At 67.8% G+C, this 18,242-nt stretch carries 23 protein-coding genes; 12 read left to right on the forward strand and 11 right to left on the reverse strand.

Annotated features, from left to right (window positions below; translation table 11 throughout):
- Window positions 1–103: 103 nt before the first annotated feature.
- Together infC and ASF41_RS03775 are read right to left on the reverse strand one after the other, a co-directional pair.
- Window positions 104–625, reverse strand: coding sequence for a translation initiation factor IF-3 (infC, locus tag ASF41_RS03770; RefSeq protein WP_238280755.1), 522 nt, complete (start codon window positions 623–625; stop codon window positions 104–106).
- A gap of 186 nt (window positions 626–811) precedes the next feature.
- Window positions 812–2,044: a glycosyltransferase family 4 protein gene (locus ASF41_RS03775; RefSeq protein WP_056490928.1), complete on the reverse strand. Its 1,233-nt coding sequence runs from the start codon at window positions 2,042–2,044 to the stop codon at window positions 812–814.
- A 183-nt stretch (window positions 2,045–2,227) separates the two neighbouring features.
- Here ASF41_RS03775 and ASF41_RS03780 point away from each other — a divergent pair, with 183 nt between their 5' ends.
- Window positions 2,228–3,019 carry a carboxylesterase gene (locus tag ASF41_RS03780; protein ID WP_056490931.1) on the forward strand — a complete coding sequence of 264 codons (792 nt, stop codon included), beginning with the start codon at window positions 2,228–2,230 and terminating at the stop codon, window positions 3,017–3,019.
- On the opposite strand, the gene ASF41_RS03785 is transcribed toward ASF41_RS03780, so the two are convergent.
- On the reverse strand, window positions 3,006–3,290 hold the full coding sequence (locus ASF41_RS03785; RefSeq protein ID WP_056214573.1) for a DUF1150 domain-containing protein: 285 nt from the start codon (window positions 3,288–3,290) through the stop codon (window positions 3,006–3,008). The two genes, ASF41_RS03780 and ASF41_RS03785, sit on opposite strands and share 14 nt — an antisense overlap.
- Window positions 3,291–3,364: 74 nt before the next feature.
- Window positions 3,365–3,802, reverse strand: a complete 438-nt coding sequence (locus ASF41_RS03790; RefSeq protein ID WP_056214570.1) for an Hsp20 family protein — start codon at window positions 3,800–3,802, stop codon at window positions 3,365–3,367.
- A gap of 582 nt (window positions 3,803–4,384) precedes the next feature.
- On the opposite strand from ASF41_RS03790, the gene ASF41_RS03795 reads away from it, so the two are divergent.
- From ASF41_RS03795 to ASF41_RS25550, 7 genes are all read left to right on the forward strand, one after another.
- Window positions 4,385–4,786 (forward strand): Tat pathway signal protein, encoded by a 402-nt coding sequence (locus tag ASF41_RS03795; protein WP_244479557.1) that lies wholly within the window; start codon window positions 4,385–4,387, stop codon window positions 4,784–4,786.
- A gap of 60 nt (window positions 4,787–4,846) precedes the next feature.
- On the forward strand, window positions 4,847–5,536 hold the full coding sequence (locus ASF41_RS03800; RefSeq protein ID WP_056214567.1) for a MotA/TolQ/ExbB proton channel family protein: 690 nt from the start codon (window positions 4,847–4,849) through the stop codon (window positions 5,534–5,536).
- 118 nt (window positions 5,537–5,654) lie between these two features.
- A complete protein-coding gene (tolR, locus tag ASF41_RS03805) occupies window positions 5,655–6,149 on the forward strand; it encodes a protein TolR (protein WP_056214562.1) in 495 nt (164 codons plus the stop codon).
- A gap of 3 nt (window positions 6,150–6,152) precedes the next feature.
- Window positions 6,153–7,253, forward strand: coding sequence for a TonB family protein (locus ASF41_RS03810; protein ID WP_056214558.1), 1,101 nt, complete (start codon window positions 6,153–6,155; stop codon window positions 7,251–7,253).
- Between the two features lie 21 nt (window positions 7,254–7,274).
- The gene (locus tag ASF41_RS03815) at window positions 7,275–7,805 is read left to right on the forward strand and encodes a metallophosphoesterase family protein (protein WP_056490935.1); all 531 of its coding nucleotides are present in this window, start codon (window positions 7,275–7,277) and stop codon (window positions 7,803–7,805) included.
- A gap of 158 nt (window positions 7,806–7,963) precedes the next feature.
- Window positions 7,964–8,275, forward strand: coding sequence for a hypothetical protein (locus tag ASF41_RS03820; protein ID WP_056490937.1), 312 nt, complete (start codon window positions 7,964–7,966; stop codon window positions 8,273–8,275).
- A gap of 90 nt (window positions 8,276–8,365) precedes the next feature.
- Window positions 8,366–8,506 carry a hypothetical protein gene (locus ASF41_RS25550; protein WP_200941248.1) on the forward strand — a complete coding sequence of 47 codons (141 nt, stop codon included), beginning with the start codon at window positions 8,366–8,368 and terminating at the stop codon, window positions 8,504–8,506.
- Between the two features lie 18 nt (window positions 8,507–8,524).
- Here ASF41_RS25550 and ASF41_RS03825 read toward each other — a convergent pair whose 3' ends face one another.
- Window positions 8,525–8,770, reverse strand: coding sequence for a hypothetical protein (locus ASF41_RS03825; RefSeq protein WP_056381226.1), 246 nt, complete (start codon window positions 8,768–8,770; stop codon window positions 8,525–8,527).
- Between the two features lie 173 nt (window positions 8,771–8,943).
- Between ASF41_RS03825 and flaF the strand changes: the two genes are divergently transcribed.
- The gene (flaF, locus tag ASF41_RS03830) at window positions 8,944–9,303 is read left to right on the forward strand and encodes a flagellar biosynthesis regulator FlaF (protein WP_056214542.1); all 360 of its coding nucleotides are present in this window, start codon (window positions 8,944–8,946) and stop codon (window positions 9,301–9,303) included.
- Window positions 9,304–9,385: 82 nt separating this feature from the next.
- On the opposite strand, the gene ASF41_RS03835 is transcribed toward flaF, so the two are convergent.
- Window positions 9,386–9,793 carry a flagellar biosynthesis repressor FlbT gene (locus ASF41_RS03835; RefSeq protein WP_056214538.1) on the reverse strand — a complete coding sequence of 136 codons (408 nt, stop codon included), beginning with the start codon at window positions 9,791–9,793 and terminating at the stop codon, window positions 9,386–9,388.
- A 244-nt stretch (window positions 9,794–10,037) separates the two neighbouring features.
- Between ASF41_RS03835 and ASF41_RS03840 the strand changes: the two genes are divergently transcribed.
- Window positions 10,038–11,702, forward strand: a complete 1,665-nt coding sequence (locus ASF41_RS03840; protein ID WP_056490940.1) for a flagellin — start codon at window positions 10,038–10,040, stop codon at window positions 11,700–11,702.
- Window positions 11,703–11,817: 115 nt separating this feature from the next.
- On the opposite strand, the gene ASF41_RS03845 is transcribed toward ASF41_RS03840, so the two are convergent.
- From ASF41_RS03845 to ASF41_RS03865, 5 genes are all read right to left on the reverse strand, one after another.
- Window positions 11,818–12,213, reverse strand: a complete 396-nt coding sequence (locus ASF41_RS03845) for a hypothetical protein (RefSeq protein ID WP_056490943.1) — start codon at window positions 12,211–12,213, stop codon at window positions 11,818–11,820.
- A gap of 148 nt (window positions 12,214–12,361) precedes the next feature.
- Window positions 12,362–13,474 (reverse strand): molybdenum ABC transporter ATP-binding protein, encoded by a 1,113-nt coding sequence (modC, locus tag ASF41_RS03850; protein ID WP_056490946.1) that lies wholly within the window; start codon window positions 13,472–13,474, stop codon window positions 12,362–12,364.
- Window positions 13,475–13,478: 4 nt separating this feature from the next.
- Window positions 13,479–14,192: a molybdate ABC transporter permease subunit gene (gene modB, locus ASF41_RS03855; protein ID WP_407067251.1), complete on the reverse strand. Its 714-nt coding sequence runs from the start codon at window positions 14,190–14,192 to the stop codon at window positions 13,479–13,481.
- Window positions 14,193–14,202: 10 nt separating this feature from the next.
- The gene (modA, locus tag ASF41_RS03860; RefSeq protein WP_056490949.1) at window positions 14,203–15,024 is read right to left on the reverse strand and encodes a molybdate ABC transporter substrate-binding protein; all 822 of its coding nucleotides are present in this window, start codon (window positions 15,022–15,024) and stop codon (window positions 14,203–14,205) included.
- Window positions 15,025–15,110: 86 nt separating this feature from the next.
- A complete protein-coding gene (locus tag ASF41_RS03865; RefSeq protein ID WP_156389705.1) occupies window positions 15,111–15,314 on the reverse strand; it encodes a hypothetical protein in 204 nt (67 codons plus the stop codon).
- A 131-nt stretch (window positions 15,315–15,445) separates the two neighbouring features.
- On the opposite strand from ASF41_RS03865, the gene ASF41_RS03870 reads away from it, so the two are divergent.
- The gene (locus ASF41_RS03870; RefSeq protein WP_056275201.1) at window positions 15,446–16,384 is read left to right on the forward strand and encodes a 50S ribosomal protein L11 methyltransferase; all 939 of its coding nucleotides are present in this window, start codon (window positions 15,446–15,448) and stop codon (window positions 16,382–16,384) included.
- A 22-nt stretch (window positions 16,385–16,406) separates the two neighbouring features.
- A complete protein-coding gene (locus ASF41_RS03875) occupies window positions 16,407–18,233 on the forward strand; it encodes an aminopeptidase P family protein (RefSeq protein WP_056490951.1) in 1,827 nt (608 codons plus the stop codon).
- Window positions 18,234–18,242 lie beyond the last annotated feature (9 nt).

Genomic DNA, 18,242 nt, shown 5'->3' on the forward strand with positions numbered 1-18,242 from the left:
ACGCGTCGTCGACCGGGTCCATGCAGGCGTGGAAAACAAAAAACACCGCCTGCCGAGAGGAAGGCGGTGCACTTTCTGCGTCAGGCGCTCAGCTGGGAGCGGCTCAGCGCGGAGCCAGAATCATGATCATCTGGCGGCCCTCGAGCATCGGCTCGCTCTCAACCTTAGCGATCTCCTGGGTCTCGTTCTTCACCCGCTCGAGAAGGCGCAGGCCGATGTCCTGGTGGGCCATCTCACGGCCGCGGAAGCGCAGAGTCACTTTGACCTTGTCGCCTTCCTCGAAGAACCGGATTACGGCCTTCATCTTGGTATCGTAGTCGTGCTTGTCGATCCCGGGGCGGAGTTTGATCTCCTTGACCTCGACCGTCTTCTGCTTCTTGCGCGCTTCGTTCTGCTTCTTCTGTTCGTTGAAGCGGAAACGGCCGTAGTCAAGAAGCTTACAGACGGGAGGGACGGAGTTCGGTGCGATCTCGACGAGGTCGAGACCCGCCTCCTCGGCCATTGCGATGGCGTCGAAGAAGGCGACGACGCCACGGTTCTGTCCGGTGTCGTCGATGAGCTGCACTTCGCGAACGCCGCGGATGTCCCGGTTGGCGCGCGGCCCGTCCTTCTGCGGGGCCGGCATAGCTCTCATAGGTCTACGAATGGCTTTGGTCTCCTAATGAAACGACGAGACGGCAGCCCGCGAACTCAAACCCCGTTTGGGGTCGATCCTGGCCACCCATCGCTCGCGAAATTCGGTGCGACACCTTGGCTGAACTCTCGTGCAAGTCAACACGGTCGTCGCAGTTTGGTTCATTGGACGCAGCGATCACCCGCGTGCGGCCACGGCCCGGCTGACGATGAGGTCGGCATAGACGGCAAGTGTGTCGCCGACCATGCCTTCGAGGGAGAAGTGCGCCTCGACATGCGCTCGGCCGCGCCGGGTCATCGCATCGCGTGCGCTGGCCCCAAGGGACAGCGCGTCCGACAGAGCGTCGGCCAGAGCACCGGCATCACCCGGCGGAACCCGCCATCCCGTCCTCTGGTACGGCGGAACTTCGGGAGGTGCCAACACCGTTTCCGGCACGGCTCCAAGATCCGACACCACCACAGGGGTGCCCAGGGCCTGGGCCTCCACGGCGGAACGGCCGAAAGCTTCGGGCTCCACGGATGGTACCGCCACGACGGAGGCTGCCCGGAAGGCCGCCGGCATATCGGTGCAGTGCCCAACCCGGTGCACAATCGCCTGAAGGCCGCGCGCCGCGATTAACGCGTCGAGCTCGCGCTCGTAGGCGACGCGTCCCTGCGGATCGCCGGCGAGGACGATGGCAACGTCGGTGATGCCGCGATCGCGCATCAGCGCCGCCGCCTCGATCAGGACCCGCTGACCCTTCCAGCCCGTCAGCCGCGCGGCGAGCAGCACCACGCGCTCATGCGGGGCGACGCCCCAGGCACGGCGCAGGGCTTCGACCCGCGCCGGCAAGACCGCCGCGGGCGCGAACTGCGCCAGATCGGTGCCGCGATGGATGACCCGAACCCGGTCGCCCGCCTGTTCCGGGTGCAGGGTGCGGATCAGGTCGGCCGTGTAGTGCGAGTTGGCGATGACCACGTCACCCCGTGCCATCACGGAGTTGTAGAGGACTTTTACCCCCGTACGGCCGGAATAGCTGCCGTGATACGTCGTCACGAAGGGAAGCTTCACGCGGCGCGCGGCACCCAAGGCGACCCAGGCCGGGGCCCGCGAGCGAGCGTGGACGACGTGCACGCCCTCGCGTCGGCACAGGCGGGCGAGGCGCCCCACATTTACGGCCATGGCAAGCGGATTCTTCGAAGCCGCCGGAAACGGGAGCCAGATGCCGCCCTTGGCCTGCAATTCGCCGATCAAGCGGCCGCCCTCGGTGGCCACCAGCGCCCGGGCGCCGGCCGCAGCCAAGGCGGCGGCGACATCGACGGTGGTGCGCTCGGCGCCGCCGGCATCAAGCTCCGGAATGATCTGCAAGATGGTCGCCCCTGCGAGCGGCGCACGCTCGGACGGAAAGCTGCCGCGCACGTCGCCGTTCATGACGGGCAAGCCGGAATGGCCCACGGCCCGGGATCGAAGCTCGGGTCGCGTACCCAAGGAAAACAGCGTCCGTCTTGCGTGTCGGTCATGGCCGTGAGCTTGAACGCCGCGCTTTACGGCCCGGTAAACGAAATGCAAAGGCGATGCGTTCAGTTCGATGCATCCCAGGGCAAGGGTTAACGAATGACGTCTGCGCAGGATGGGGCGCTGGAGTTCCTTGAGGTCGGGACCGGATCGGCGGCACGGCAGATCGCAGTGCGACGGAGAGCCGGCCAAGGCCCTCCACTGGTCTGGCTCGGCGGCTTCCGCTCAGATATGGGCGCCACCAAGGCGATGACGCTCGATGCGTGGGCCAAGCGGCAGGGCCGACCTCTGGTTCGGTTCGACTACACTGGCCATGGCGAATCGACCGGCGTGTTCGCCGAGGCCACGATCTCAACTTGGCTCGCGGATGCACAGGCGGTCGTTGCTGCCTACGCGCCCGAGAACCCGATCCTGGTGGGTTCGTCGATGGGCGGCTGGATCGCATGCCTGGTGGCCTGTGCGCGCGCAGGCAACCGCCGGACGGCGCCGTCAGGCCTTGTCCTCATCGCGCCGGCCCTGGATTTCACCCAAAGCCTCCTCTGGGACCGGTTCACGCCAGAAATCCGGGCGCAGATCGAACGGGACGGCGCCTGGCTTCGGCCAAGCGCCTATGATCCGACGCCGGTCCCGATCACTCACGCGTTCATCCAGGACGGTCAGCGCCATTGTCTGCTCGGAGCGAACTTCGATCCCGGCTGCCCAGTCCATATCCTGCAGGGCATGGACGACCCCGACGTTCCCTATACACACGCCTTGCGCGTGGTGGAGAGACTTCCGAAGGCCGGCACCCTCCTTACCCTCATCGCGGACGGCGACCATCGTCTGTCCCGGCCGCAGGATCTGCAACGGCTTCTGACGACGGTCACCGAATTCCGGGTCAGTGCAGACTGACCGTGTAGAGGTCGTTGGCGGCCGCATTGGCCACCACGGCATCCCGAGAGTCGGCGAGCAGGATCGGTGCACCGCTGGCGGAGAGAAGCGCGAACAGGTCAAGACCAGGCGTCAGGTCAGGTGCCTGCGGAAATATGCGCTTTACCTCGTCGGAGCGGATCGCGCGCACATAGGCGATATGTCCTTCGCCGAGCGCAGCGAGATCAGCCACATTGAAGTCGGCCGGGTCGAGATCGGCCTGGGTGAGCGGATTGGTGTTGAACTCGGTCATGGACTGCCCTCCTTCTTGGCAGAGCGGTACACCGGGAACGGGCCCGGCAGTCGATGTGAGCCGAAGCCCTGGCATCAGGCCTCGTCGCGAGACGCGATGGCAATCTTGCGGACGATTCTGTCCGGCTCCGGCCGAGTCAGGTCGATCGACAAGAGACCGTTCGAGAGATCGGCGCCCATCACCTCCATGCCGTCCGCGAGCAGAAATGCGCGCTGGAACTGACGCGCAGCGATACCGCGGTGCAGGAACTGCCGGGTCTTGTCGTCCACCTGCCGGCCACGCACCACCAGCTGGCTCTCCTCCAGCATCACGTCGAGCTGATCGCGGGTGAACCCCGCAACAGCCAGGGTGATGCGAAGGCGCTCCGGCTGATGCTCGGTCCGCGCCAGACGCTCGATATTGTAGGGCGGATACCCATCGTTGGCGGCCTTCGACACCCGGTCGAGAGCCTGTTCGATCTCATCGAATCCGAGGAGAAAGGGATGTCCGAACGGAGAGGGCCGAGTCGTCACGAACGCATATCCTTCCAGCGAAGCCCGAAACAGAGTTTCATGAGGCACTTCGGTGATCGGGGCCCGCCTTCGCAGCACCCCTCCCGGCATTCGATCGCCGGTCATCGCGATATGGAGGCGGACTCGGAACGCATCAAGGGCGAGGCCGCCCCGACACATTGCCCCATCAGCCTCCGAGCACCCGTTAGCCCCTGAGGGCTCAGGCGCTTTCGGCATCCAAAGGCGGGACGGTTCGGCAGATCGCAAGCTAGACCGCTTCTGTGTCCCGAGTAACAGTTTGGAATTCCTCTGATATTCCGCCCTGCGCTTGATCTGCGGTCGCGTCCTCGGATATGCCCACCCCGCGTAGGGCAGTCCCTGGATCGTGGTTCTCAGACCGCGCGCTGGGGTGCTTACCGAAATCGATGCCGGGCCAAGCAGGGCTGTCGAGACATCCTGTCGAGACAGGCGATCGCGCTGGGATCCGGTTGCGTCGCGCTGAGCGACGGTACTTTAGCGGGAGTGCGCGGCGTGAGCGAAGACGGGTCCTTGCGTAGGAATAAGACCATCGTGGCGAAGCATGTCGTTGCCGGCCTCGCGTCCCTGGCGATACTCACGAGCCTCGCCGCACCGGTCACCGCGCAGGACGGCAAGACCGCGCCGATCAAGCTGGAACTTAATCGCCTGGAACCCGCCGGCGATGCCTGCCGCACCTATCTTCTCGTGGACAACAGCCGCGGCCCAGCGTTGAAATCCCTGAAGGTCGACCTGTTCGCCTTCGATACCGAAGGCATCGCCCAAAAGCGCTTGTCCGTGGAGCTGGGACCGGTGCAAGACCGCAAGACGATGGTCCGCCTCTTCGACTTCCCGGGGATCGCCTGCCCAAAGATCGGTCGCCTGCTGCTCAACGACGTCCTGGCCTGCGAGGGCGGCGAGGCCAGCCGTGAGACCTGCCTCGACCGCATTGAGACCGAGAGTAAGACCACCGCGGCCTTCGTGCGCTGATCAGCGCATTCGAGATCCGATATCGAAGCCCGCACACCGTACGCACTGAGAGAGACCATCATGGACCCGACCGCAGCGCAGGCCGAAGTCACGCACGACTTTTCCTTCATCGGACTGTTCCTGCAGGCGGATCCGATCGTGAAGGGCGTGATGATCCTCCTCGTGATCGCCTCGATCGCGTGCTGGACCGTCGTCTTCGAAAAGATCGTCCGGATTGCCGCCGCCAAGCGTCAAGCCAAGGCGTTCGACGTGCTGGTGCGGTCCGGTGGAGCGCTTGAATCATCCGGCGGCGGCATGGACGCTCAGATCATGGGAGCGGCCGCAGAGGCTTGGCGGGATCAGGATTCCAGCGAGACCCGGGCCGAGCGGCGCGACCGCATCGAGCGCGCGATGCGCGCGGCCCTGACCAGCCGGATCAAGCGTCTGCAAACCGGCCTGCCTCTCCTGGCCACCGCTGGCTCGACGGCGCCCTTCATCGGGCTGTTCGGGACGGTCTGGGGCATCATGAATTCCTTCTCGTCCATCGCCAAGAGCCAGGACACCTCGCTGGCGGTGGTCGCTCCAGGGATCGCCGAAGCCCTGTTCGCCACGGCCATCGGTCTCATCGTCGCGATCCCTGCCGTGATGGCCTACAACAAGCTTATCAACGATGTCAGTCGGATCCAGTCCAGTTTCGTCTCCAGCATCGGCATTCTCGGCAATCGCCTCGCCCGCGACCGAGCCGTGCATGGCCGTGCCGCCGCCGAGTGAACGCTCCTCCCTGACCAAGGCACGCTCCGGCGCCGCGCGAGCGCCGATTCCTGACAGCAACATGTGCGGCGGACCGGCCTGATCGCCCTTCGCCCTGGCCCTGGAGGGCCGCTTCACAATGGCAATGGGTTCGATCCGCGCCGGCGGCGGCGATGACGATGATGGTCTCGACGCAGCGCCGATGTCCGAGATCAACGTCACCCCGATGGTCGACGTTATGCTCGTGCTGCTGATCATCTTCATGGTGGCCGCTCCCCTGATGACCACGGGCGTGCCTGTGCAGTTGCCCAAGACCACCGCCCAGAAAGTCGCCCAGGCCAAGAAGCCGCTCGAGATCTCCATCGACAAGGACGGCAGGCCCTACCTCGCCAAGGAAGAACTCACGCCGGATGCGATCCTGCCCCGCCTGCGCGCATTAGCGGCCCAGGACCCGACCCAGGTGATGCTGGTGCGTGGCGACCGCGACGTGCCCTATGGCAAGATCATGGAGGTGATGGGCCTCGTCGGCCAAGCCGGCTTCACGAAGGTCTCGTTGATCGCCCAATCGCCCGGCGGTGCGCTGCCCGCTTCGCCGGCCGCCGCTCCGGCCCCTGTCAGCGGAACGCCGCAGTAATCCATGAACGCCCTGCATCCCAATAGCGCCTTCGCGACACCGGTCGAACCGGAACAGCGCGGTCCGTCCGGGCTCGCCGCGGCGTTCCTCGTTGCGCTGGCCCTGCACCTCGCAGCGCTGGTCGGCATGGCACTGTTCGGCACGGCGCCAACCGCGCCTCCGGGCGAGAATATCGTGACGATCGATCTCGCCCCGCAGATGACAGAGGCGAACACCCAGGCGCCCGCCGAGCAGGCAGCCCAGGCACCCGCCCCGCCTGAAGCGAATCCGGTGGAAACGCCAGAGGCGGTTCCGGTCACGAAACCTCTTGAGACGACCGAGGTGGCGCCGCCCGAAGCCACCGTCCCGCCGCCGCCGGACGCGGCACCGATCGCCCCCGAAGCCACCACCATGGCCGAGCCGCCTGAGGCACCGGTCACGCCTCCGACCGAAGCGGTCGTCGAACCGCCGCCCGAGGATCAGGTCATCACCTCGACGGGACAGGAAGCGCCCGCCCTGGCGCCGCCCCCGCCCACGATCGCGGAGGCTCCCAAGCCTTTAGAGGTGGAGAAGCCGAAGCCGGATATGGCCAAGATCCTCGAGGCCAAGCGTGAGGCGAAGCGGAAGGCCGATCGCGAGGCCCGCCTGAAGGTCGAACAGGAGGAGCGCCGCGAGGCCATCGCCGAGGCCCGTCGCGAAGCTGCCAAGGAAGCCAAGGCAAAGGCTGCCAAGGAGGCTGCACGCCGCGCGGCGGCCGCGGCGAGCGAAGGGCGTGCCCAGCAGAATTCGGCTTCCGCTTCGCGGCAGAGCAGTGCGGGCTCAGCCGCTGGCGGGAACGATCCGAATGCGCTCAGGGCATGGCAAGGCATGCTGAGCTCGGCGATCCGGGGGCGAATGAACGCGAATGCGGCGGCTGGCACCAGCGGCGGCGTGGCCGTCGTTCGGTTCACGGTGTCCCGCTCCGGTCAGGTGCTGAGTTCGGGGCTGGCGAGCAGCAGCGGCGTCGGCGCCATCGATAGCGCGGCCTTGGCGACCGTTCGTGGCTCACTCCCCGCAGCACCCGCCGGGATCAGTCTGAGCAGCCTCGCCGTTACCGTGCCGCTGCGCTTCAGTCCCGGACGCTGATCGCGGCGCGGGCAGCCAACTGTGGCCGTGTGGTTCACCAGCGACACGCATTTCGGCGATCCGCGCATCCTGCGGATCGACAAGCGGCCCTACGCCGATCTTGCGACACACGACGCCGCACTCATCGCCGCCTGGAATGCGGTCGTCGGGCCCGAGGACGACGTCTGGCACCTCGGCGACTTCGCCCTCGGTTCCTCCAACAGCCGCATTGCCGCGATCCTGGGAAGCCTGTCAGGCACCAAGCACCTCATCATCGGAAACAATGACGGGGCCGGGACACTGCATGCGCCCGGATGGGCTACGATCGCCCATTATGCCGAGATTACCGTCGATGCGCGGCGCTTGGTACTCTGTCACTACGCGTTCCGGACTTGGAACGGAATCGGTCGCGGTGCCGTCAACCTGCACGGTCACTCGCACAACAAGTTGAAACCGATTCCCCGGCAGTACGATGTCGGTGTCGATGCGCAGGGCCCCGCCCCGATTTCCCTGGCCGCAATTCTGGTTTCCCGGCGCCGGCGGACGACGCCATGGGCCAGCGTGGAACCTTAACGACAGGTTCGCCGTTTCTGGAACCTGCACGCGATATGAGTGCTGCTCCTCCGATGCAATATCGGAGAGTTCAGTACTGATCTTGCGGACACTTTCGAACGCTCGATGAATTCTGTTCACCGGCGGCACGTCCAAGTGTCCCCATCTCAGGTGTCCCCATGCGTCAACCTCTTCAACTGACTCTTGCCGCCGGCCTCGTGATGGCTCTCCTGACGCCAGCCCTCGCCGCCCCCGCCTGTCTCGATGCGCAACGCAAGATCGATGAGGCCAATGCCCTCCGCTACCAGTTCCGTCAGGAGGCGCGGATCGGCCATCACGACCGTGCCTGTGACACCCTTGACGAGATCGGCGACCGTTATGCCGATGCGCGTGATGCCTTCGAGGATTGCGGCGCTGGCGTCGTCGCCATCGATCTGCGCAGCGAGTCGCGGGCTCTTCGGGCGGTCAAGCGCGCCAATCGTTGCGATTGATGGGGTGTGGGCCCGCACGCCCGCCCGCCACGCTTCGTTTCACTGTCAACCCGCACGCGACAGAGTGAGTCGCCGCCAAGGTCAGCCATCATGAACACCACCGCCGCCTTCGACCTGAAGACCACGGATCGCAGCTTCTCCACCGGCCCCTCCTTCGCGGCCGCCCTCTGCGGGTTCGTCAGCACCACCGTGGCGACCACGATGGTGATGTTCCTGATCAGCAGCCTCTGAGTCTTACGGATCGTTCGCTCAGGGAGCGACGAACCAGAACCGGCGCTTTGAGAACAGCATGTCCGGTTGTCCTACCGTCGCGGTCTGACGGCATGGCGGATCTGGGCGAGATGCCTCCGGCGTCTTCGCCGATGGCATCAACAGCGCAGTGGACACAGGAAAAAGGCCCAGCTTGGCCTGCACGACCGGTTGGCGGACGGCGGAAATCGTGACGAGCCCGACCAGCAATCCGCCCGCGACAGTGCCCAGAATGAAATTCATCATGGTGGCGGTAATCCAACACCCTGCGCGTGATCCGCGTGGGCGCGCGCTCTCCGTCGTCGCATATCCGGGCATGATTACGGCACGGCGTGATATTACGGTCCCTTAACAATCGGATGCCTAAGTTCGGCCCGCGCCCCGAATCGGGTCTGCACACCTTGAGGGAGGATCGAGCGATGTCGTACGGGGCCAGCGCCTATGCCCGGGTTGCACAGACTGCACTGTCGCCGCGCGAGGCAGAGGCTGCCGTCTTGATCAAGGCTGCGACACGTCTGCAGGCGATCCAAACCGATTGGACCAATCAGTCCCCTGCCCTGAACGACGCCCTGAACTTCAATCAGAAGGTCTGGACCATTATCGCCGGAGCGGCCACGGCTCCCGAGAGCCCGTTGCCGGTCGAAATCAAGAACAATATCGCGGAACTCTCGACCTTCGTCTTCAAGCGGATGATCGACACGCTGATCGAACCGAGAGCCGAGAAGCTCTCCGCCCTCATCAGCATCAATCAGAACATCGCCGCCGGCCTGCGCATGTAGCTTCCGAACCGCAAGCCTCCATCGAAAGAGCCCGCCGCTGAGAAGCGGCGGGCTCTTTCGATTCAGCCTCGGTATCCCTGCATCAACCGCGGGACGCCGTGGGCGGTGCCAGCCGCTCGGCCAGCGATTGCTCGTAGTGGATCAACTCCTTGCAGCGCTTCAGAGCACGATAAAGTTCGCGCTCGGCGATGAAATCATGGATGTCGCGCAGGTAGGGCGCCATGCTGGGCGCTGCCGCGATCAGGGCATTGGCCTGCGTGATGAAGAGATCCTCTGTCTCCGAGGTCACCTCGGCGAGGTACATTACCGTGAGGGTGAGATAGAGGCGCTTGCAGGCGGTGTCCGCCTCGCTCTCCAGGATGATGTCGCTCTCGCGCAGAAACTTCGTCACGGTCTCGATGACGAAGCTGGAACGCCGTGAGCCGTTGCGAATCGCGGTGCCCCCGATCAGCAGACGTTCGAACGGCTTCAGTTCGATCTTCAGGGGCATGGCGATCCTCGTTGCTAACCTCACAGGCATATTGGCTGGCCTTGGTTAACAGGATCTCAATAACGATCCCGACCCACACCGTCAACATATTGATAAAAAACACCTTTTTTGGAAATCGATGGCAATTGATCTTTCCCGTCAAGCTTTCGTTCGATGCGTGTCTTAAGTCGATCGCAACGGATGGGTGTTCATATGACAGGGCCTCCAAAAACGGAGGCGCACCGATCAGAATGGATCGAACAGCATGTCCTCAGGCATCACCCTTACCGCCGCGACCCGCCAGAACCTGCTCTCGCTGCAGGGCACGGCCGACCTTCTCTCCAGCACCCAGAACCGGCTCTCGACCGGCAAGAAGGTCAACTCGGCCCTCGATGACCCGACGAGCTTCTTCACCTCGCAGTCGCTGTCCGGCCGCTCGGGCGATCTCGGCTCTCTCCTCAACGGCATTTCGAACGGCGTCCAGACCATCCAGGCCGCCAACCAGGGTATCACCTCGATCCAGAAGCTGGTCGACTCCGCAAAGTCCACCGCCAACCAGGCACTGGCCGACAAGAGTGCTGTCTCCAGTGGAACCCCTGCTACTGCCGCAATCCTCACAGCGGTGACTGGCTTTCAGGGCACCACCACGGCTGCCACCGATGGTACGCAAGACTTTTCGGGCACCCGCAACGCCACTTTCACTCTTGGTGACGGGACCAACACCACCACGATTACGCTTGATGCGACGACTCTGAGCGGTGTTACCAGCAATGTCGCAAAAGCGACTGCCGACGACGTCGTGAAGGCGATCAACAATCAGCTTGCCAACGATACGACCAATCCGGCAGCGGTCTCCGCGTCCAAGACCACCGACGGTCGTATTGTCTTCACCTCGACGGCAACGGGTTCGGCAGCCTCCGCGGTTGTCACCAACACCGCTGGCAACGAAGTGGATATCGGGTTCGGCACGGCGGTCGCTGCGCAGACTGCCACGGGTGCCGCTGCTAAGAGCACGGCAACCGCTGCGATCGCAGTTGCCAATACGGCTGTAGCGACGACCCTTGATCTCTCCGGCGCCAACACGGCTGCGTTCAACATCCAGTTGGGCAGCGGTCCGGCCAAGACTATCACGGTGGCGGCAGGTGCGACACCCGCTGCGACGACGAAGACCGAGATCCTTGCCTCGATCAACAGCCAGCTTTCATCTGATACTGGCTTCAAGGGCCAGGTCACTGCAAGCTTCGACACCAACAACAAATTGACCTTCACGTCGACTGCGACCGGCTCATCTCAGAAGATTACCATCGACAACTCCGCCGGCGGCAACACGGACCTCGGCTTCGGCGTTGCCGGTACCACGACCAAGGCTGTCGTCGCCTCGGGCTCTGGTTCGGCCAGTGGTACGAACTCTACCCGGACTGCGCTGGCCAAGCAGTTCAACGACCTGTTGACCCAGATCACGCAGCAGGCCCAGGACTCCAGCTACAACGGTATCAATCTGCTGTCCCGCTCGGGCAGCGATCCAAGTGAGAACTCGCTGAAGGTTACTTTCAATGAGACCGGTTCTTCGAGTATCACGATTGCCGGCGCGAAGCTCGACGCCGATGGTCTGGGTCTCAACTCCATCACCGGCGGCTTCCAGTCGGATGATGAGATCAACTCGGCCCTGACGGCCATCACTGCCGCCACCAGCCAGCTTCGCGCCCAGTCCTCGACCTTCGGCTCGAATCTCACGGTGGTGCAGAACCGTCAGGATTTCTCGAAGAACCTGATCAACATCCTCGACACCGGCTCGGCCAACCTGACGAACGCGGACCTCAACGAGGAAGCCGCCAACTCGCAGGCCCTGTCGACCCGCCAGTCGATCGGCATCTCGGCCCTCTCGCTCGCCAACACGGCGCAGCAGGGCATCCTGCAGCTCCTCCGCTAAGGGAAAGCCGGCCGCCGGCCTTCGGGCCGGCGGCTTTTTTCTGATTCGAGTGGACGTCAAAAGAGAAGGCCGGGGCGCACCGCCCCGGCCTTCTCTTCGTTTCGCTCGCTGCAGCTCAGGCGGTACGGTCGAAGGGGCGGGCCACGGGCTTGGCGCGGGCCTCGGCGGCCTCCGCATAGGCGCGGGCCTTGAGCACCACCGGGTCGGGCAGCTGCACCACGACGTCGCCCGAATTCGGATCCACCTCCTGGTAGACCACCGCCTTGGTGTCCTGGTCGATCCGGATGCGTGGCTCCATCACGGTCTGGGTCGCCTTCGCGTCCTGCTCGGACGTGGGCGTCCGGACGGTGCCGGCACGCGGATCGGCTGCCGGGTCTTGGCTGCGAATCTCCACCCGCACGGCCGGTGCGAGGGGCGCCGGGGCCTGAACGGGCTGAACCGGGGGACTGGGAGCCGGCGTGGCGCCGGTGACGCGGGCCGGAAGCACGGCGCCGAGGCTAGTGATCGACATGGCACGCTCCTGTTCGCGGATTTCGCGGTCTCCAGCCAGACAAGGCTTGCGGCGTGAATGGGATCTTAAGGAATCGGTTCCGCCACCGGCTTCTTGGCCGACAGGCTCAAGGCAATGCCAAGGCGATGCATCGAATCTTAACGATCGGTCAGATCTCGACGGCGCCGGCCGCCCGTCCCATCCCGTGCGGATCGAAGGCGACGCTCTTGACGATGGCGAAGACCGGCCGACCGGGGACGAGGCCGAGTTCGTGCACGGAGGCGCGGGTCAGGCGTGCGGAGAGCACGGCGCCGCCGCAATCCACCTCCACCAGCACCGTGCCGTCCGCCTGAGGATGCAGGGCAAGGACTTGCCCGCTCAGGCGATTTCGGGCGCTCAAGCCGATGGGCTCGTCGAGGGAGAGCAGGACGTCGCGGGCGGGAACGTGGACGCGGATGCCGGTGCCGACCGCCCGATTGAGGCGCGGCACGAGGAGGCGCCCGGCCCGCCCGGAGAGGAGCGTCAGGCCGGAATTCAGGGCGTCGGCCTCCACCACCATGTCGAGGAGGGCGCCGGCTTCGGCCGCGTGGAAGGGCCCGAGATCGCCCCGGCGCAGGATGCCCTCGGCGGGTCCGGCGGCGGCGACGCGGCCCCCTTCGAGCACCACGATGGTGTCGGCGAGGCGCGCCACCTCGGGCACCGCATGGCTGACGTATACCAAGGGGATCGCGGCCACGTCGCGCAGGCGCTCGATCAGCGGCAGGATCTCGGCCTTGCGCTCGGCATCGAGGGCGGCGAGCGGCTCGTCCAGGAGCAGCAGGCGGGGCCGCGACAGCAGCGCCCGGCCGATCGCCACGCGCTGGCCCTCGCCGCCGGAGAGACCGGCCGGCCGCCGGTCAAGGAGGTGGCCGATGCCCAGGAGCGCGATGACCGCCTCCGGTTCCAGGCCGGCTCTGTCCCGGCGGCCGCGGGCGAACCAGCGCCCGTAGGCGAGGTTCTGCCGGACCGAGAGATGGGGCATCAGCCGCGCCTCCTGGAAGACGGTGCCGATGCGGCGGCGATGGGCGGGTACCGCGCGGCCGCGCTCGGTGTCGAGCAGGGTCTCGCCGTCGAGGGCGATCCGGCCCCGGTCGGGCCGGGCCAGACCGGCGAGGCAGGCGATCACCGTGCTCTTGCCCGAGCCCGAGCGGCCGAACAGGGCGGTAAGGCCCGGCGGAGCGGTGAAGGCCACGTCGAGGCGGAAGGCGCCGCGCGCCAGGGCGAGATCGACCGCGAGCGTCATCGGCTCACCCCGCCCCGATCCGGCGCCCGACCCGGCGGGCCAGGAGTTCGGAGACCAGGAGGGCCGCCATCGAGATCGCCACGGAGACCAGGGTGAGGCGCAGGGCCCCCGCCTCCCCGCCGGGCACCTGGGTCAGGGTGTAGATCGCCGAAGGCAGGGTCTGGGTCTCCCCGGGAATGTTCGACACGAACGTGATGGTGGCGCCGAATTCGCCCATCGCCTTCGCGAAGGCCAGCACCGCGCCGGCCAGGACCCCCGGCAGGGCGAGGGGCAGCGTCACGGTGAGGAAGACCGCGCAGGGTCCGGCGCCGAGGGTCGCGGCGGCCTGCTCGACGCGGGCATCGACGGCCTCCAGGGAGAGGCGCATCGCCCGCACCATCAGGGGAAAGCCCATCACCGCGCAGGCGAGCGCCGCCCCGGTCCAGCGGAACGAGAGGACGATGCCGAGATCGGCCAGGACGGCCCCGAAGGTCCCGCGCCGGCCGAAGGCCAGGAGCAGGAGGTAGCCCGTCACCACCGGGGGCAGGATGAGCGGAAGATGGACCAGCCCGTCGAGGAGCGCCCGTCCGGGGAAGCGCCGACGCGCCAGCACCCAGGCGACGGCCAGCCCCGGGCCGAGGCTCGCCAGGGTGGCGACCCCGGCCACGCGCAGGCTGAGGGCGATGGCGGACCATTCCTCCGGCGAGAGGCCGAGCCGGTCCAGGATCGCGGCGCTCAAGGCCGGACGATCAGGTCCGGTCCTCGGCGCCGATCACCGAGAAGCCCTGGCGCTCGAAGAACACCCGGGCGGCGGGGCTGCGCAGGTAGGCGAGAAGCGCAGCCGCATCCGGGTTGGTCGACTCCTTCGTGAGTGCCACCGGATAGATCACCGGCGGGTGGCTCGCGGCCGGGAAGGTGGCGACCACCCGGACGCTGGGGTCGGAGACCGCGTCGGTGGCGTAGACGATGCCGAGCGGCGCCTCGCCGCGGGCCACGAGCAGGAGGGCCGCCCGCACGTTCTCGGCCTGGGCGAGGCGGTCCTTCACGCCCTCCCAGGCGCCGAGGCTCTCCAGCGCCGCCTTGCCGTACTTGCCGGCCGGGACCGCCGCGACGTTGCCCATGGCGATGCGACCGTCGCCCAGCGCCTTGGCGAAGGTCGCGGCGAGGTCGGGGCCGGGCTTGAGCGCCAGGGCAACGGCCGAATCCTTGGGGGCGATCAGCACGAGGGCGTTGCGCAGGAGGTTCGAGCGGGTGCCCGGCTTGAGGCCGTCCTTGCCCGCCACGTCATCCATCCAGGCGAGATCGGCCGAAAGGAACAGGTCGGCCGGCGCCCCGGCCTCGATCTGTTTGGCCAGCGCGCTGGAGGCCGCGTAGGAGATCCGGGCGGTCTTGCCCGTCTCCGTCGTCCAGGCGGCGGTGGCCGCGTCGAGGGCGTTCTTCAGGCTGGCGGCGGCGAAGACCACCACGGGCGTCTCGGCCCGTACGGGTATTTCGGCCCGCGCCGGCGTCACGCCGGCCCAGATCGCCAATCCCAGCACCGCCCCGAGCCACGTCCGCCGCGTCGGAATCATCGATCAGCCCTTCGTCTGCGGCCGGCACGACCCGGGAGAGGCCGCCGGCGCCGGAGCCGCCATAGCACGGATCGGGACGGGGCTCGTCAGGCGCCCCGCTCCTCGTCCTCGACGGGCGGACGCTCCGAGCGGTGCAGACGGCTCAGGAGCACCAGCATCGGTCCGGGCAAGGGTCCCGTCAGCGTCTCGGCATCGGTGAAGCCCCCGCGATCGCGCACGAGGCGACGGCGGGCCTTGGACTTTTCCGCGAGAACGACCGGCGTTCGTCCGCCGGCTCTTCTGATTTTCATACGCACAACGCACGCTCCGACATCGACGCGAGCCTGGAGAAGCCACAGCAAACGCGGATCCGGCGGTTCCGTTCCGGCCAAGCTTGCGCGCGAGGTGGCGGCGGGACGTCGCGGGTGGTAGAGCCCCGATCATGCTCGAAGGCCTGCCTCCCCACCGTCCGACCCATGTGCTGCGCCTCCTCACCGACGAGGGGTCGGCGCGCGCGATGACCGACCTCCTCGGCGAGATGTTCGACCCGACCCAGACGGCCGTGGCCGCCTTCGAGGCCGAGGACGGCCGGACCTGGCGGCTCGAGGCCTACTTCGCGGATGCGCCCGACGAGGCGATGATCCGCGACCTGATCCGCCCCGTGGTCGGCGCGCAGGCGGACGTCGCCACCTTCGAGACCATCGACCAGCAGGATTGGGTCCGCGCCTCCCTGGAGGGCCTGAAGCCCGTGCGGGCCGGCCGCTTCCTCGTCCACGGCAGCCACGACCGCGACACGGTCCGGGCCAACGACCTCGCCATCGAGATCGAGGCGGCGCTGGCCTTCGGCACCGGCCATCACGGCACGACGCTGGGCTGCCTCCGGGCCTTCGCGGGGATCCTCAAGCGCGGGCGCCCGGCCCACGTGCTCGACGTCGGCACCGGCACCGGCATCCTCGCCTTCGCGGCGGCGAAATACCTGCACACGCCCGTCATCGCCGGCGACCTCGACCCGGAGGCGGTGACCACCGCCATCGGCAATGCCCGCCTCAACGGCCTCGGGCCGGTCCTGCGGCTCTACCAGGGTCCGGGGGTGCGCCACCCCCTCGCCGACCGGCCCCGCCGCTTCGACGTGGTCTTCGCCAACATCCTGGCGCGGCCGCTGAAGGGGCTGGCGCCCTCGCTGACGGCGGTCGTCGCCGACCGCGGCGTGCTGATCCTCTCCGGCCTCATCGAGCGCGACGTGCCGGGCGTCCTCTCCACCTATCGGCACCGGGGCTTCCACCTCGCCCGGCACGGGCTGATCGAGGGCTGGGCGACGCTGGTGCTCACGCGCGGCGGCGCGGCGGCGCGCCCGCGCCGGACGCGGTTGCGGCCCCTCTGAGCCCGGCGTAACCCTGGGCGCCATGACCCGCGCCCGCTTCCAGACCTTCGACGATCCGAGCCACCGCCACGGGGCCGACCGCATCCGGGCCCTGCGCGCGGCCCTGCGCGACGCCGGCCTCGACGGCTTCGTGGTGCCCCGCGCCGACGAGCACCAGTCCGAGTACGTGCCGCCGCAGGCCGAGCGCCTGGCCTGGCTCACGGGCTTCACCGGCTCGGCCGGCACCGCCGTGATCCTGTCCGAAGAAGCCGCCCTCGTCGTCGACGGGCGCTACACCCTGCAGGCGCCGGCCCAGGTCGACACCGCCCTCATCACCCCGGTGCCCCTGGCCGAGATCAGCGTCGCGGCCTGGATCGGCGCCCACATCAAGGCCGGCCAGGTGCTGGCCTACGATCCCTGGCTGCACACCCCCGACAGCGTGGCACGCCTGGAGCGCGCGGTGGCCAGGGCCGGCGCGCGCCTGCAGGCGGTGGATCGGAACCCCGTCGACGCGGTCTGGACCGACCGGCCGGGGCCGCCGGCGGGGCCCGTCGTCGCCCATCCGCCGGAGCTCGCCGGCGCGTCCGCCGCGGACAAGCTCGCCCGCATCCGCACGGCCCTGGCCGAGGCGGACGACGCCGCCCTGGTGATCTCCGATCCGCACAACCTCGCCTGGGCGTTCAACCTGCGCGGCAGCGACGTGGCCCACACCCCCCTGGCGCTGGGCTACGCCCTGGTGCCGCGGGACGGCCGCGCGGCCCTCTACCTGACCTCGCCCGCCGTGAGCCCGGAGCTGCGCGCCGCCCTCGCGCCGCTCGCCGACCTCCACCCGCGCGCGGCCTTCGCGGACGGCCTCGCGGCGCAGGCGGCGAACGCCGCGCGCCTGCGCCTCGACGCCGCCACCGCCGCGTACGCCCTCAAGCAGCGGGTCGAGGCGGCCGGAGGCGTCGCCGATCTCGGCCCCGACCCGATCACGGCCATGAAGGCGGTGAAGAACGCGGCGGAGATCGCCGGCACCCGGGCGGCGCATCTGCGCGACGGCGTCGCCGTGACCCGCTTCCTCGCCTGGCTCGCGCACCAGGGCGAGACGCTGACCGAGATCGCCGCCGTGGAGGCCCTGGAGGATTTCCGCGCCGCGGGCGGCCTGCTGCGCGACGTCTCGTTCCCGACGATCTCCGGCAGCGGCCCCAACGGCGCCATCGTCCATTACCGGGTCAGCCGCGAGACCGACCGGCGCATCCGGCCCGGGGAGCTGTTCCTGGTGGATTCCGGGGCGCAATACCGCGACGGCACCACCGACATCACCCGGACGGTGGCGATCGGCACGCCCTCCGAGGCGATGCGCGACCACTTCACCCGCGTGCTCCGGGGGCATATCGGCATCGCCCGGGCGGTGTTTCCGAAGGGCACGACGGGCGCGCAGATCGATGCCTTCGCCCGCCTGCCCCTCTGGGAGGCCGGCCTCGACTTCGACCACGGCACCGGCCACGGCGTGGGGTCCTTCCTGTCGGTGCACGAGGGGCCGCAGCGCATCGCCAAGACCGGAACGGTCGCCCTCGAGCCCGGCATGATCCTCTCCAACGAACCGGGCTACTACCGGCCCGGCGCCTACGGCATCCGCCTGGAGAACCTCGTCCTGGTCGAGGCCCGCGACGTGCCCGGCGGCGAGCGCCCGATGCTCGGCTTCGAGACCCTGACGCTGGCGCCCTTCGACCGTCGCCTGATCCGCCCCGAGCTCCTGAGCCCGGAGGAGACGGCCTGGATCGACGCCTATCACGCCCGCGTGCGGGAGGCGCTGGAACCGGACCTCGACGGGGCGACGCGGGCCTGGCTGGCGGCGGCGACCCGGCCGATGGCGGCGTCGGTCTGACCCCGGCCC

Origin of the sequence: Methylobacterium sp. Leaf111 (assembly GCF_001423285.1) — a bacterium.
GTDB lineage: Bacteria > Pseudomonadota > Alphaproteobacteria > Rhizobiales > Beijerinckiaceae > Methylobacterium.